Below are 14,054 nucleotides of genomic sequence, written 5' to 3' on the forward strand. Positions count from 1 at the left end.
GGTGCACGTCGGCACCGCCCCACGCCCGGTTGAACGATTACTGCCAGGAACTCTGTTGGGTGTAGACGAGGTTCCCGGGGACCACCGTGCCGTTGGTGCTGTACTCGGTGTACGCCCAGAAGTCACCCTCGGCCAGCGGCTTCTTCGGCTTCAGCGTGAAGTTGAAGCCCTGACCGCGCTCCGCCGTGGAGGGCAACGTCAGCGCGGCACCCGCATACGTGGCGTTACGGCCGATGATGGCGTGGCCCAGCTCGAAGTCGACGACGGGCCCACCGGGGTACTGTGCGAACACGTAGGCGGTGTAGCGCCCTGGCTCGGGCAGGAACTTGTACGCCTGCTCCGCGCTCGTCCAGAACCTGTCACTGCTGTAGATCAGGGTGTCGCCCTTGTACAGGTAGAGATCGAGGTTCGTGTTCGGGTCGTCAGTGTTGGCTTCGACGACGATCCCGGCAGTGTTCGCTGGCACGGTGAAGTCAACCTTCTTCACGCCGGACGCCTTCGGGTCGAACACCCCGCCGTAGACGCCGGCCGGAATCGAGTACGACTCCCGCTGCATCGGCGTGTAACCGGTGCTGCGACCGGCGAGCGGCCCGGTGAAGCCCGGCTGGACCAGACCGGAGGCGCCGTTGGCCATCCGGCCGAACTCCTCCCCGTCGTCACCGTACGGCCGGGCCGTGATCCCCCACGGACGGGCAGCGACCGGGATGCGGGCGGTGTGGGCCCTGCCGTGCCAGGTGATGGACCCGGTCACGTACCGGTCCCAGGGAGCGCTGCCCCGACGCACGGTGATGGTCACCGTCGCGGACTTGCCGGGTGCCAGCGTCACCGACGCCGGTGTGACGCTGACCTTCATGCCGGTCAGGCCGGACACCGACGACCGGTAGGTTTCCCGGGCCTTGCCCACATTGGTCAGGGTGCGGGTGAGGGTCACCGGGTGGGTCCCGTCGTACTCGCGCAACGAGATGGCCGGCAGGTTGAGTTCCTTGCCGTCGGGCGTGGCCGTCTCGCTGAACTTGATCAGTTCCGCCGGCGTCGGCTCGATGACCAGCCCCGGGTCGGTGGCCCCGGTCAGGTTGATGAAGCCGCTGCCCTGGTCCAGTGGGTTGCTGGTGCCAACGGTGTCCGTGGCGGTGGTCCGCAGCGCCGAGGCGATCCTGCCCGGCGACCAGTCCGGGTGCGTGGCGTGCAGGATCGCTGCCGCGCCAGCCACGTACGGCGAGGCCATCGAGGTGCCGGAGTACGCGTCGTACTGTCGCCCGAAGTTGCCCGCCGGTGAGACCGCGGCGATGATGTCCGACCCCGGGGCGACCAGGTCCGGCTTGAAGACGCCGTAGGTCACCTTGTCCGGGCCGGTGGAGGAGAAGTCGGCGACGCTGGGTACGCCGGGGACGCTGGAACCGTCACCGCCGGTGCGCACGGACGCCTTCGCGTCGGTGGGGTGGCGCATCAGGTAGTTGAACAGCGTGCCGGCCTGCTTCTCCGTCGGCAGGTAGACCACGGGGAAGTTGTAGATGGAGTTGACCCGGTAGTTGCCGACCGGGTCGAACAGCACCATGGCCGCCCCGCCCTTCTCCTTCACCTCGGCGGCAGAAGCGAAGGTGTCGGACAGCGCGCAGGCAACCACCTTGTCCTTGATCTTGGCGGGGTCGAGGCTGCCCGGCTCGCAGTACACCGCGCCCAGGTCCGGCGATCCGGCCTGGTCGCCGAAGACCATCGGCCGTGCGTCGCCGCCGGGCAACGCGTCCAGTGAGCCGCCGACCAGCTTGGTGCCGTCGCCGAGCTTGATGGTCGCCTCGTCGAGGTTCGTCACCGCCGCGCCGACCGTGGTCACCCAGGGCGCCGCGTTGCTGATGGCCCCGCTCACGATGCCGGTGTTTCCCGCCGACGCCGCCACGAACACCCCGGACAGGGTGGCGTTGAGGAAGGCGATGCCGATGGGGGTGTTGGCCTCCCAGTCGCCGAGCTGCGAGCCGATCGAGAAGTTCAGCACCTGCACGCCGTCGGCGACTGCCGCGTCGATGCCGGCGATGATGTCGGCGTCGTAGCCCATGCCACCCCAGAGCACCTTGTAGACGGCGATCTGAGCATCCGGCGCCACCCCGGAGACGGGACCGAAGCGGCGACCGTCGATCGTGACGTTCGAGATCGGCAGGCCGGCCGCCGTGGAGGCGGTGTGGGTGCCGTGCCCGGCAGCGTCGCGGGGGGACAGGAACTCACCCTCGGGCACCGAGCCACCACCGGCGAGCCACGAGTCGGCGAAGTAGCGGGCCCCGACGATCTTGCCGTTGCAGTGCTCGGCAACGAAGGCCACACCGGTCTGGCAGGTGCCGTGCCAGTTCGCCGGAGCGGGCATCTTCTTGGCGAACGACGCGCTCTCTGGCCAGATGCCGGTGTCCAGGATGCCAATCACCATGCCCGCGCCCGCGCCCGTGCCGGGGCCGGGCTTGGCCGGCCGGCCGGAGCGGTCCGTCGGCGCCGACTCGTCCGCTCCGCCCGGGCTGGCAGGCGTCGGAGTGGGGGCGGTCGCCGTGGTCGCGGTGGGCGGCGCCGAGGGGGTGCCGAGGGCCCGCGAGGCGGTGACGGCGCGGACGCGCTTGTCCGCCCGCAACGTGCTCACCTGCTGGGAGGTCAGCTTCGCCGAGAACCCGTTGAAGGCGGTGGTGTAGACCGCGTTGACCGTGACCCCGGCAGCGACGGCGACGGCGGCCCGCTGCGTGTCGAGGTGCCGGCGGTACGCCTGCGACGGCGCCGACGTCACGTCCAGCCGGTTGCCCGCCGCCGGGCGGGTCCGGGCCAGACCGGACACCCCACCGGTGTACGTGGTCAGCGGGTCCTCGGCCAACTCGACGACGTACATGCCGGAGCCGGTCTCGTCGACGGCTGCCTTCGGCGTGGCCGCATGGTTGCCGCCGGGTCGGCGGTCGGCCCCGTCGGTCAGGGTGACCTTACGGTCGGACCCGACGGTGAAGTAACCGGCGCCACTGCCGTTACCCGGCGAACCCGCGGGTGCCGCCGACGCCGTTCCCGCGACACCGGTGGTACCGGTGATCAGGGCGACGACCAGCGTAGGTATCGCTAGTCTTCGCAGCCTGTTTCCGCTCGTGCCTGTAGCCACGAGGCTCCTTTCGGTTGCTCCCTTGTGGAGCTTTTCTTCGATCGCGATCCGCTCATGGGAGCGCTCCCCCACCTAAGCCGCCGATGGTTGCTCGATGGTTTGCACGGTGTTACGGATCGCCGGTGCGTATAAGATCACGTTCTGCCGGCCGCGCCTAGATCACTTTTTCCAGAGGCCACCAGAGCAGGGCGGACACCCCAGCCAGGGCCAGCCCGAGCAGCGGGTACTTTGGCGCGAACCGCTGACCTAGTCGGACAGACCCGCCGGCACGGGCACCCCGAGGTGCGTCAGGAGGGCGGCGACCTCACGGTCGAGTTCCAGGCCCACCTCGTGGATCGCGTCCACTCCCAGCGAGCCGAACGCGCGACTGGGTTGCTCGATGATGAACCGTGCTCCACCGTCGGGCCCGTCGCAGATCAACGTGCGCAGCGGCGCGTACAGCATGGCCGCCGGGTCGTGGCGGAACATCCGCTCAGCCGTGGTGTGGTTACCCATCAGGTATTCGACGCAGTGCGTGGGGTCGCCCGCGAGGTTCATCATCGGTCGCAGGTCGCCGCTGCTCCAGTAGATGAGGAAGTCGTGCGGCGCCCGGTCGCGCATGAGGGCGAGGACATCGTCCCAGGGTGCGTTGCGGGCCACCAGCGCGTTGAACGCCGTCGCGTCGTAGGCCGGGACGGCCTGCTCGTAGTGCCGCCGGAAGTCGTCGAAGGAGCGATCGATGCTGATGTCCAGACACCGGGCGTGGTAGCCCCGCTCGGCCCATCCGCGTCCCATCGGATCCCCTCCTCACCTACCGGGCTATTTACCGGAACCTAGCAGCAGTGGTCCGAAATGCGAGCTTAGTATCAAATCACTGCTGATCAGATCGCCGATGGGGTGACGTGTGTGAACGGCGCGGAAGCACTGCTGCGGACACTTGTCGACGGCGGGGTCGAGGTGCTCTTCACCAACCCCGGCACCACGGAGCTACACCTGGTCGGAGCGCTGCAGGCGGTTCCCGAGCTGCACGGCGTCCTCGCTCTCTTCGAGGGCGTCGTCACCGGTGCGGCCGACGGTTACGCCCGGATCGCGGGCAAGCCCGCCGCGACCCTGCTGCACCTCGGGCCCGGGCTCGCGTACGGCCTGACGAACCTGCACAACAGCCGCCGCGCCAACTCACCGGTGGTGAACATCGTCGGGGACCACGCGACGTTCCACACCGCGTTCGACCCACCGTTGAACTCCGACATCGCCGCCCTTGCCGGATGGTTGCGCGGTCCCGTCCGCCGCCCCGAGGACGCGGCCGGCGCAGGCCCGGACGCCGCGGCCACCCTCGCCGCCGCCCTGGAGCCACCCGGGCAGATCGCCACCGTGATCATGCCCGCGGACGTGTCCTGGTCCGACGGAGGCGCGGCCGGTGCGCCCGTGCGGCCCCGGCCGGCACCGACCGTCGACCAGCAGGTCATCACGCAGGTCGCGGAGGCTCTTCGGAGCGGCGACACGACCGCACTGGTGATCGGCGGATCGGCCCTGCGGGAGGCGGGCCTGCTGGCCGCGGGCCGCATCGCCGCGGCGACCGGTGCCCGGGTCTTCCAGGAGCTCTACTCCAACCGGGTCGAACGAGGGGCGGGTCTGCCCGCGTTCCCCCGGCTCGGCTTCTATCCCGACCAGGTGCTCGACCAACTGCACGGCGCACGGCACGTCATCGTCGCGGGCACCAAGGCGCCGGTCTCGTTCTTCGCCTACCCCGACCAGCCGAGCCTCCTCGTCCCCGAGGGCGCCCAGACGCACGTGCTGGCCGAGGTCGGCCAGGACGCCGGCGCCGCGCTGATCCGACTTGCCGACCTGGTGGCACCGGACACGGCCGCCCAGGTCACCGACCCGCACCGACCGGCCCTACCCACGGGCACCCTCACCCTGCGGAACTGGGCCGACGTCATCGCGACGCTGCTACCCGAACGGGCCATCATCATCGACGAGTCCGTGAGCTCCGGCACCGCCCTCGCCGCCGCGACCGCCGGCGCTCCCCGGCATGACGTGCTCATGCAGACCGGTGGCGCCATGGGCGACGGCCTGCCTCTGGCCGTCGGCGCCGCCGTCGCCGCACCCGACCGGCCGGTGGTGGCGCTGGTGGCCGACGGCTGCGTCATGTACACCGCCACGGCGCTCTGGACCCAGGTACGCGAGCAGTTGAACATCACCAACGTGATCCTCAACAACCAGGCGTACGCGATCCTGCGCCAGGAGTGGGGATACTTCAGCAACCGCCCCGGCCTCGCCGATCCCGACACCAACCCGATGTTCGACCTGACCAACCCTCAGATCGACTTCGTCGGGCTGGCGAACGCGTTCGGGATGCCCGCCACCCGCGCGACCACCGCCGAGCAACTCGCGGAACAGTTCTCCGAGGCGCTGACCCGGACCGGCCCGCACCTCATCGACGCCACCATTCCCGCTGCGGCCTAACCGGCCTCGCCCCGGCCGCGTGCCCTAGGCGGCGTCTCCTCGGCGGCGCCAGAGCACCGTGCAGCCTGCGACCAGGGCCAGCCCGAGCAGCGGGGCGACGCCCACCCCGGCGAGCGTGCAGGCCACCGCGAGCAGCGCCGGCGGCACCCAGCACCAGGCGGGCACCGTACGCGGGGCGCGACCGCGCCGACGGGCCGCCGCTTCCACGGCCATCGGCACCACCAGCACCGGCAACGCGGCGGCCAGCAGGGTCAGCCAGGGCAGCACCAGACGGTCGAACCGCGCCACTGCCAGCAGACCGCCGAGCACCGCGACGAGCAGCATCGCCGCCCGCGCCGGCAGGCGGGGAGCCAGGCCACGCAAGGCCAGGGAGCCGGAGTACGTGGTGGTCAGCGCCGCCGCGAAGACCGCCACCGCGACGAACAGATTCGCGTACGCGGCCAGACCCGATCCGGTGGCGAGCAGCGCGACCACGTCGGCCGAACCGGTCCGCAGCCACAGGCCGGCGCCGGCGAGCACCCCGAGCAGCGCCGGCCCGATCAGCAGCCCCACGCACCAGGCCAGGTCCCGCCGCCGGGCGAGGCCCACGCTGAAGTCCGGTGCGCGCAGCGCGAACACGGCCGCGTACCCGATCAGGGCGGCGGCGTCGGCGAGCCCGCCGCCGGCGAGGCGGACCGGCGCACCGGGTGGTGGCAGGACCGTCAGGCACCAGCCGACCAGCACCACCGCGCTGAGCGTGGTGACCACCGCGACCCGGTTGCGGAGCCGGGCCGGCGCCCAGGAGACGGCGAGGACCGCCACCTCCAGCAGCGCCGGCCCGGCCCAGCCGGGCAGGTGGGTGAGCGCGGCCAGCGAGGCCCCGCCGAGCCCGACGTTGAACCCGTTCCAACCGACCATCGACACGGCCAGCACCGCCGCCAGCAGCAGCCGCGAGGTGTCCCCCAGGTACGCGGGCAGCACCGCGGTCAAGGTCCCGCCGTCGCCGAGCGGCCGGCGCAGCCCGATCCGGCCCTGCCCCCAGAGCAGGCCCGCCATCAGCGTGCCGCCGACCAGCAGCCCGGCCACCGGCACCGCGCCGCCGTGCCGGGCGGCCATCGCCGCGCCGAGCACCAGGGTGGCGGGTGCGGTGCCGATGCCCAGCCAGGCGCCGACCGCCGCCGGCCACCGCCGTTCGGGAACGTCAGACAACGTGGCGCAGGTAGCCGGCGATCGCCGCGTCGAGCACCTCCGCGCCCGGACGCGCCCAGACCTCGGCGGAGAAGACCTCCACCTCGATCGGGCCGACGTAGCCCGCCGCGTCCACCGCCTCGCGCAGCCGACGCAGCTCGATGCAGCCGTCGCCGGGCAGCGCCCGGCCGAGCAGCACCCCCTCTGGCAGCGGAGTCACCCAGTCGCAGACCTGGAACGCGGCGATCCGGTCGGCGGCCCGCGCGATCTGCGCGTACACCGTGTCGTCCCACCAGACGTGGTATGCGTCCACGACCACGCCGACCACCGCCGGGTCGAACCGCTCGGCGATGTCCAGCGCCTGGCCGAGGGTGGCGATCACGCACCGGTCGGCGGCGAACATCGGGTGCAGCGGCTCGATGGCCAGCCGTACCCCGGCGGCCTGGGCGTGCGGGGCCAGCTCGCCGATCGCGTCGGCGACCCGACGCCGCGCGCCGTCGACGTCCCGGCTGCCGGCCGGCAGCCCACCGGAGACCAGTACCAGCTCCGGGGCACCGAGGGCGGCGGCCTCCTCGATGGCCCGCAGGTTCTCCGCGCGCCAGTCCTCGGCGGAGAAGAACCCGCCCCGGCACAGCGACGTGACGGCGAGGCCGGCGTCGCGGACCAGTTTCGCCGAGCGGGCCAACCCGTACTCGGCCACCGGCTCCCGCCACAGGCCGATGCCCGGCACGCCGGCCGCCACGCACCCGGCCACCACCTCGGGCAGCGGCCAGCGCTGGGCGGTCGCCTGGTTGAACGAGAAGCGCGCGAGGCTCACTGGGCTGGTCTTCGCTCGCGACTGCGGGGCTCGCAAAACCGGCTCGCTCCTCGCGCTCATTGCTCCACTCCCGCCACGGTGAACAGCGCTCGGGCGCGGGCGGCGGCCAGGTCGGCGTCGGGCAGCAAACCGGCCGCGTCGGCCAGGGTGAGCAGGGTGGCCAGGTGCGCCGGAGAGCGGCCGGACTGCGCGCCACCGACCATCGTGAAGTGGTCCTGGTGCCCGGCCAACCAGGCCAGGAACACGATCCCCGTCTTGTAGTGCCAGGTCGGCGCCGCGAACAGGTGCCGGGCCAGCGGCACGGTGGGCGCGAAGACCTCGTCGTACGCCGTCAGGTCCCCCCGGTCGAGGGCGGCCAGCGCGGCGGCGGCGGCGGGCGCGATGGCCGCGAACACGCCGAGCAGCGCGTCGGAGTGACCCACCTCGTCACCCCGGATCAGCTCCGGGTAGTGGAAGTCGTCACCGGTGTAGAGGCGAACCCCGGCCGGCAGACGGCGACGCAGCGCGATCTCCCGGTCGGCGTCCAGCAGCGACACCTTGATGCCGTCCACCCTGGACTGGTGTGCCTTGATCAGCTCGATGACCGTGTCGGCGGCCAGGTCCAGGTCGACAGCACCCCAGTAGCCGGTCAACGCCGGGTCGAACATCGGGCCCAACCAGTGCAGCACCACCGGTTCGTCGGCGGCGCCCAGCAGCTCGTCGTACACCCGCAGGTAGTCCTCCGGGCCGCGGGCGGCGGCGGCCAGGTGCCGGCTGCACATCAGCACCGGCCGGGCCCCGGCGGCGCGGACGTCGGCGAGCTGCTCGGTGTACGCGGCGGTGACCGCCGTCAGGGTGGCCGGGCCGACCGGCAGCTGGTCGGTGCCCACCCCGGCGACGATTCGCCCGCCGACCGCGCGGGCCTCGGCGGCGCTCCGTCGGATCAGCTCCCGGGTGGCCGGATAGTCCAGCCCCATCCCCCGCTGGGCGGTGTCCATCGCCTCGGCGACCCCCAGCCCGTACGACCACAGGTGCCGCCGGAAGGCGAGGGTGGTGTCCCAGTCCACCGCAGCCGGGGCACCCGGCACGTTCTCCGCGCCCGGGTCGGCGACCACGTGCGCGGCGGCGTACGCGATCCGGGTGGTCGCCGGCGCGCCCGGTCGGGCGAAGCCGCCGCCTCCGGAGAGCCGGTAGCGCCGTCCACCGGGCAGCACCACCTCGGCGCTCACTGTGCCACCTGTCGTTCGCGACTGCGGGCTCGCAAACCCGGCTCACTCCTCGCGCTCACGGCTGAAGCTCCGGCACCTCGACGCGACCGCCCTCGCGGGCCGAGCGCAGCCCCAGCTCGGCGAGCTGCACCCCGCGCGCGCCGGCCAGGAAGTCCCACCGGAACGGCTCGCCGGCCACCACGTGCCGCAGGTACGCCTCCCACTGCACCTTGAAGCCGTTGTCGAACTCCTCGTTGTCGGGAACCTCGGCCCACTGGGCGCGGAAGTCCTCGGTGGCCGGCAGGTCCGGGTTCCACACCGGCTTGGGGGTGACCGCCCGGTGCTGCACCCGGCAGTTACGCAGGCCGGCGATCGCGCTGCCCTCGGTGCCGTCGACCTGGAACTCCACCAGCTCATCGCGGTACACCCGCACGGCCCAGGACGAGTTGATCTGCGCGATCACCCCGCCGTCGAGTTCGAAGGTGGCGTACGCGGCGTCGTCGGCGGTGGCCGCGTACGGGTGACCGGCCTCGTCGACCCGATCGGGCACGTGGGTGGCGGTCACGCAGGAGACCGCCGTGACGCGGCCGAACAGCTCCTCCAGCACGTAGTGCCAGTGCGGGAACATGTCGACCACGATGCCGCCGCCGTCCTCGGCGCGGTAGTTCCACGACGGCCGCTGAGCGGGCTGCCAGTCGCCCTCGAAGACCCAGTACCCGAACTCGCCGCGCACCGAGAGGATCCGGCCGAAGAAGCCGCCGTCGATGAGGCGCTTGAGCTTGCGCAGGCCGGGCAGGAAGAGCTTGTCCTGTACGACGCCGGTGCGTACGCCGGCCGCGTCCGCCGCCCGGGCCAGGTCGAGCGCGGCCGCGGTGTCCTCGGCCAGGGGTTTTTCCGTGTAGATGTGCTTGCCGGCCTCGATGGCCTGCCGGATCGCCTTCTCCCGCTGCTGGGTGACCTGCGCGTCGAAGTAGATCTCGACGTCGTCGCGGGCCAACGCCGAGGTCAGGTCGGTGGTCCAGTCGGTGAGCCCGTGCCGTTCGGCGAGCTCACGGAGCTTTGTCTCGTTGCGCCCGACCAGGACCGGTTCCGGCCAGATGGTGGTGCCGTCGGCCAACGCCACACCGCCGGATTCGCGGATGGCCAGCAGCGACCGGACGAGGTGCTGCCGGTAGCCCATCCGTCCGGTCACGCCGTTGACGATGATGCCGATCGACCTGCGGGTCATGGTGTTCCTTCCGTCGTGCTGGTCGTGCCGATCCGCGCTCAGTGGTTGGCGGCCGCGCTGCCGAGCAACCCACGCAGGTCGGTGGCGAGCCGGTCGAAGCGGGAGTCCGACATCACCTGCGCGTAGTCGCGGTGCGCCGGAAGCTCGACCGGGAAGGTGCGGATGATCCGGCCGGGCCGGGGGCTCATCACCACGACCCGGGTGCCGAGGAAGACCGCCTCGGCGATGGAGTGGGTGACCAGCACCACAGTGGTCCCGGTTTCCCGCCAGATCCGGTGCAGTTCGGCGTTCATCTGCTCGCGGGTCAGCGCGTCCAGCGCGCCGAACGGTTCGTCCATGAGCAGCACCGGCGGGGAGTGCAGCAGCGCGCGGCAGAGCGCCACCCGCTGCTGCATGCCGCCGGACAGCTCGTGTGGCAACGCCTTCTCGAAGCCGGTCAGGCCGGTCATCTCGATCAGCTCGTCGGCGCGGCGGGCCGCCTGCGCCCGGTCCATGCCGCGCATCTCGGCCTGGAGCAGGATGTTGGCCCGGGCGCCGCGCCACTCCAGCAACGCGGCCTTCTGGAAGACGAAGCCGATTTCCTTCTGTGGGCCGCGCACCGGGCGTTCCAGCAGCGACACCTCTCCGCTGGTCGGCTTGACCAACCCCGCGACGATCTTCAGCAGGGTGGACTTGCCACAGCCGGACGGGCCGACGATCGTGACGAACTCGCCCGGCTCGATGTCCAGCGACACGTCGTCCAACGCGGTGGTCTGCGCCCGTCGGGTGGTGAACCGGACGGTCAGCCCGGACATCCCGATGGCGGTGCCGGTGGCTGCCGGCGCGGCGGTCACCGGGTCACCCCTGCGCCGCGTACGAGGAGTCCCAGTACGCGTTGGGCGCGCCCGGGTCCTTCAGTTCGGCGTAGCGGGACATCAGGTCGATGGTCTCGGCCCACTGGGCCTCGGTGTTCACCCCGGGCGGGCCGTCCGCGCCGATCAGCGGCATGTTGAGCGTGAGCTGCTTGGTGAGCACCTCGGGCGCCGGCTCGTTCTCGGCCAGAGCTGTCATCGCGCTCACCGCGCCGGCCGGGTCCCGGGCGGCGTCGGCCCAGGACTTCTGGGTGGCCTTCACGAACTTGCGGACCAACTCCGGGTCCTTCTGCAGGGTTTGGGTGTTGGCGATCAGGCCGGTGCCGAGCAGGTTCATCCCGTAGTCGGCGAAGAGCAGCACGTCGACCTTCTTGCCGGTCTTGCTCTCGATGGTGGGCGCCTGGTCGTGGAAGAAGCCCATGATGGCGTCGACCTTGCCCTCGGCCAGGGCGGCGATCTTGCCGGCGGCGTCGACGTTGACCACCTTGACGTCGTCCTTCTTGAGGCCGTTCTTCTCCAGCCAGGCCGGGAAGGTCGCGTAGAGGGCGTCGCCGGGAGTGCCGCCGACGGTCTTGCCCTTGAGGTCGGCCGGGGTCTTGATGTTCTCCTCGGTGAAGAACTCCACCGAGGAGGGTCCCTTCTCCAGGTACGCGCCGAGGCTGCGCACCGGCATCCCGCTGGCCACCGACTTCAGCAGCACCGGGCTGTCCGCCCAGCCGAAGTCGGTCTGCTTCTGGGCGACCTGCTTGACCGTGTTGCCCGAGCCGTTGCCGGGCAGGATCTTCAGGTCGATGCCCTCGGCGGAGTAGTAGCCCTTCTGCAGGCCGTAGTAGAAGGGCGCGTGCTCGCCGTAGGGCACCCAGTTGAGGGTGAGGGTGACCTGCTTGCTGCCGTCGGCGTTGGTGCTGCCGGCGTTGTCGTCCCCACCGCAGCCGCTCGCGGCGAGGAGCAGGGCGGCGGTGGCCAGGATGGTGGTGGCGGTGCGTTTCATCGGTGCCTCCGTGATGGGGTCGGTCAGGAGGTGGTGAGGGACACGCCGGCCCGGCGGCTGGCGTGCCACGGAATGAGCAGTGCCTCGGCGATCTCGACCAGGACGAACAGGACGATGCCGATGGCGGACATCAGGATCAGGTCGGCGAACAGCAGCGGGGCGTCGAGGTTGCCGTTGGCCAGCAACAGGACGTAGCCGAGCCCTTCGCTGGCGCCGACGAACTCGCCGACCACGGCACCGACCACGGCGAGGGTGACGGCCACCTTCAGGCCGGCCATCAGGTGCGGCAACGCGTTCGGGAAGCGAATCTTGCGGAAGGTGCGCCATGGTCCGGCGCCCATCGTGGCGGCGAGGTCGAGCAGCTCCGGGTCGGTGGAGCGCAGCCCGGCCACCCCGGAGATGACCACCGGGAAGAACGCGATGAGCACCGCCAGGATGATCTTCGGGGTGAGGCCGAGGCCGAACCAGACCACCAGCAGCGGCGCGATGGCGATCTTCGGGATGACCTGCGCGAACAGGACGATCGGGTAGAGCGCCTTGTCCAGGGTGCGGGAGTAGGCGATGGCGACCGCGGTGACCAGACCCAACGCGGCGGCCAGCACGAAGCCGAGCACCGTCTCGTAGAGGGTGACCACTGTGTGCCGGGCCAGCTCGGACCACTGGGTGGTCATCGTCTCCCAGACCTGGCCGGGGGTGGGCACCAGGTAGTTCGGGACGTACTCCCGGGCCGCCACGAACCACCAGGCGGCGAAGAAGACCGCCAGCACCAGCGCCGGGCGCCAGAGCGAATCGGCGAAGGCCGTCGCCCGGCGACCGAGCGTCGGACGTGGTGGACGGCCGGCACGGTCGGGTGGCGGTGCCACCACCCTGGACGGAGCCGGACCGTCGAGGCCGTCCGGCGCACCGGCGCCGCCGGGCGGGGAAGCGGCTGCCCGCTCACCGCCCGCCTGGTCGGCGGCGGCCTGCCGGCCCGCCGTGTCCAAAGAGTTCTCGGTCACGCGGAACCTCCTCAGGGCCCGGAACGGCACACGTGGACCGGGCCGGTCGGCGGATCAGGCAAACGCTTTCCTGGAGCGTAGGCGGCACCCTCATGCCGGGCAAGGCCTTTCCTCGATCTGTTTCCGCCGATGCCTGACAGCTGTCCCGAAGGGACGGTCAGCCGCCCGTCGGGTAGGTGTCGAGGAGGCCGCACATGCCCAACCGGCCCCGATCGACCGGCTCGTTCACCGCGTACACCCCGGCGTCGGCCAGGTGCCCGGGGTCCCCCCGCTTGAGGGCGTCGAGCTGCCCGGCGGTGTCGGCGGCGGCGCGGCCCGCGCCGGCCTCCCACCGCTGCCGCCACCGCGCCAGCAGCGGCTGGCGCAGCGCGATCGCGGCGGCGTGGAACGCGGCCAACGCCGCCGGTCCGCCGGCTCGCAGCGCCTGGAAGCCGGTCACCGCCAGCTCCCGCCGACGGTACGCGGCGCGCACGTCCGCGCCCGGCGCTCCCCCGTCGGGCAACGCCGCCGCCGCGGCGTACGCGGCCGGGTCGGCCAGCACCTCGGGTGGGAAGGTCAGCACGGCGTCGCCGGCCTCGGGCAGGCCGCTGTTCTGCATGAGCACCACAATGGTCAGCCCACCTCCGTTGACCAGGCGGTGCACGGTGCCCGGCTCGAACCAGACCACCACCCCCGGCCGCAGCGGCGTCTCCCGGAAACCGGCCGTGGTCAGGGTCTGCACCGCGCCCTCGCCGTCGGTCACCACGTACCCCTCGGTGCAGCACAGGTGCACGTGCGGGGTGCCGCCGACCAGGCCGTCCGAGGCCACGGTGTCGTAGACGCGCAGCCGGGACACCCCGATCCCGCCGGGCAGCGGCGCGGGCCGATCAGGCATCGAAGTACTCGTCGGTGTCGTCCGCGGCCGGCAGGGACACCAGCAGCACGGTGAGGTCGCCGATGGCCCGGTGCCGGCAGCCCGGCTTGATCAGGAACGCGGACATCGGCCGGGCGGGGTGACGTACGCCGTCCAGCTCGATCTCGCCCTCACCGGCGAGCACGACGTAGTACTCGGTGGCGATCCGGTGGTGGTGGGTCACCGCGTCCTGCACCTGGAGCAGATGCACGCTGGCCTGGCCCTCGCTCTCGGCGATGAAACCCCGGCGGGTGGTCCCGCACGAGCAGCTTCGGGCGGGAAGGTCGTCGAGTTGAAGTACCGCGAAGCGATCGGACATGGCCGGGCCTCCCTGCGGGAAAGGGCTTTCTCTGCGGTACGGTG

General features: G+C 71.8%; 12 protein-coding genes. 1 reads left to right on the forward strand and 11 read right to left on the reverse strand.

Annotation, left to right across the window (positions count from 1 at the left end):
* Positions 1-37: 37 nt before the first annotated feature.
* Positions 38-3,115: a S8 family serine peptidase gene (locus tag ACIBD9_RS22465; RefSeq protein WP_396720453.1), complete on the reverse strand. Its 3,078-nt coding sequence runs from the start codon at positions 3,113-3,115 to the stop codon at positions 38-40.
* Positions 3,116-3,361: 246 nt separating this feature from the next.
* Complete coding sequence (locus tag ACIBD9_RS22470) at positions 3,362-3,889, reverse strand: hypothetical protein (RefSeq protein ID WP_396720455.1); 528 nt, start codon at positions 3,887-3,889, stop codon at positions 3,362-3,364.
* A gap of 111 nt (positions 3,890-4,000) precedes the next feature.
* Here ACIBD9_RS22470 and ACIBD9_RS22475 point away from each other — a divergent pair, with 111 nt between their 5' ends.
* The gene (locus ACIBD9_RS22475) at positions 4,001-5,560 is read left to right on the forward strand and encodes an acetolactate synthase large subunit (RefSeq protein WP_396720457.1); all 1,560 of its coding nucleotides are present in this window, start codon (positions 4,001-4,003) and stop codon (positions 5,558-5,560) included.
* A gap of 24 nt (positions 5,561-5,584) precedes the next feature.
* Here ACIBD9_RS22475 and ACIBD9_RS22480 read toward each other — a convergent pair whose 3' ends face one another.
* The 9 genes from ACIBD9_RS22480 to ACIBD9_RS22520 all read right to left on the reverse strand — a co-directional run bounded on the left by ACIBD9_RS22480 (position 5,585) and on the right by ACIBD9_RS22520 (position 14,010).
* Entirely contained in the window at positions 5,585-6,748 is a 1,164-nt protein-coding gene (locus ACIBD9_RS22480; RefSeq protein ID WP_396720459.1) for a hypothetical protein, read from the reverse strand.
* Positions 6,741-7,544 (reverse strand): sugar phosphate isomerase/epimerase family protein, encoded by an 804-nt coding sequence (locus tag ACIBD9_RS22485; protein ID WP_396720460.1) that lies wholly within the window; start codon positions 7,542-7,544, stop codon positions 6,741-6,743. Before ACIBD9_RS22485 ends, ACIBD9_RS22480 begins: the two co-directional genes overlap by 8 nt.
* 56 nt (positions 7,545-7,600) lie before the next feature.
* A complete protein-coding gene (locus ACIBD9_RS22490) occupies positions 7,601-8,752 on the reverse strand; it encodes a dihydrodipicolinate synthase family protein (RefSeq protein ID WP_396720462.1) in 1,152 nt (383 codons plus the stop codon).
* A 55-nt stretch (positions 8,753-8,807) separates the two neighbouring features.
* Positions 8,808-9,959 (reverse strand): Gfo/Idh/MocA family protein, encoded by a 1,152-nt coding sequence (locus tag ACIBD9_RS22495; RefSeq protein ID WP_396720464.1) that lies wholly within the window; start codon positions 9,957-9,959, stop codon positions 8,808-8,810.
* Positions 9,960-9,997: 38 nt separating this feature from the next.
* Positions 9,998-10,753, reverse strand: coding sequence for an ABC transporter ATP-binding protein (locus ACIBD9_RS22500; protein ID WP_387166822.1), 756 nt, complete (start codon positions 10,751-10,753; stop codon positions 9,998-10,000).
* A gap of 43 nt (positions 10,754-10,796) precedes the next feature.
* Positions 10,797-11,801 (reverse strand): ABC transporter substrate-binding protein, encoded by a 1,005-nt coding sequence (locus ACIBD9_RS22505; protein ID WP_396720466.1) that lies wholly within the window; start codon positions 11,799-11,801, stop codon positions 10,797-10,799.
* A 23-nt stretch (positions 11,802-11,824) separates the two neighbouring features.
* Positions 11,825-12,799, reverse strand: a complete 975-nt coding sequence (locus tag ACIBD9_RS22510) for an ABC transporter permease (RefSeq protein WP_396720468.1) — start codon at positions 12,797-12,799, stop codon at positions 11,825-11,827.
* Positions 12,800-12,956: 157 nt separating this feature from the next.
* Positions 12,957-13,673: a cupin domain-containing protein gene (locus tag ACIBD9_RS22515; protein WP_396720470.1), complete on the reverse strand. Its 717-nt coding sequence runs from the start codon at positions 13,671-13,673 to the stop codon at positions 12,957-12,959.
* Entirely contained in the window at positions 13,666-14,010 is a 345-nt protein-coding gene (locus tag ACIBD9_RS22520) for a cupin domain-containing protein (RefSeq protein WP_387166172.1), read from the reverse strand. The genes ACIBD9_RS22515 and ACIBD9_RS22520 overlap by 8 nt, the downstream gene beginning before the upstream one ends.
* Positions 14,011-14,054: the final 44 nt, after the last annotated feature.

This window comes from Micromonospora sp. NPDC050784 (assembly GCF_044456765.1).
Taxonomy (GTDB): domain Bacteria; phylum Actinomycetota; class Actinomycetes; order Mycobacteriales; family Micromonosporaceae; genus Micromonospora; species Micromonospora foliorum.

What these genes read in the sequence shown, in the direction of transcription:
- ACIBD9_RS22470 (WP_396720455.1), bottom strand. Translation starts at nt 3,889, where the DNA reads ATGGGACGCGGATGGGCCGAGCGGGGCTACCACGCCCGGTGTCTGGAC.
- ACIBD9_RS22495 (WP_396720464.1), bottom strand. Translation starts at nt 9,959, where the DNA reads ATGACCCGCAGGTCGATCGGCATCATCGTCAACGGCGTGACCGGACGG.
- ACIBD9_RS22500 (WP_387166822.1), bottom strand. Translation starts at nt 10,753, where the DNA reads ATGTCCGGGCTGACCGTCCGGTTCACCACCCGACGGGCGCAGACCACC.
- ACIBD9_RS22505 (WP_396720466.1), bottom strand. Translation starts at nt 11,801, where the DNA reads ATGAAACGCACCGCCACCACCATCCTGGCCACCGCCGCCCTGCTCCTC.
- ACIBD9_RS22515 (WP_396720470.1), bottom strand. Translation starts at nt 13,673, where the DNA reads ATGCCTGATCGGCCCGCGCCGCTGCCCGGCGGGATCGGGGTGTCCCGG.
- ACIBD9_RS22520 (WP_387166172.1), bottom strand. Translation starts at nt 14,010, where the DNA reads ATGTCCGATCGCTTCGCGGTACTTCAACTCGACGACCTTCCCGCCCGA.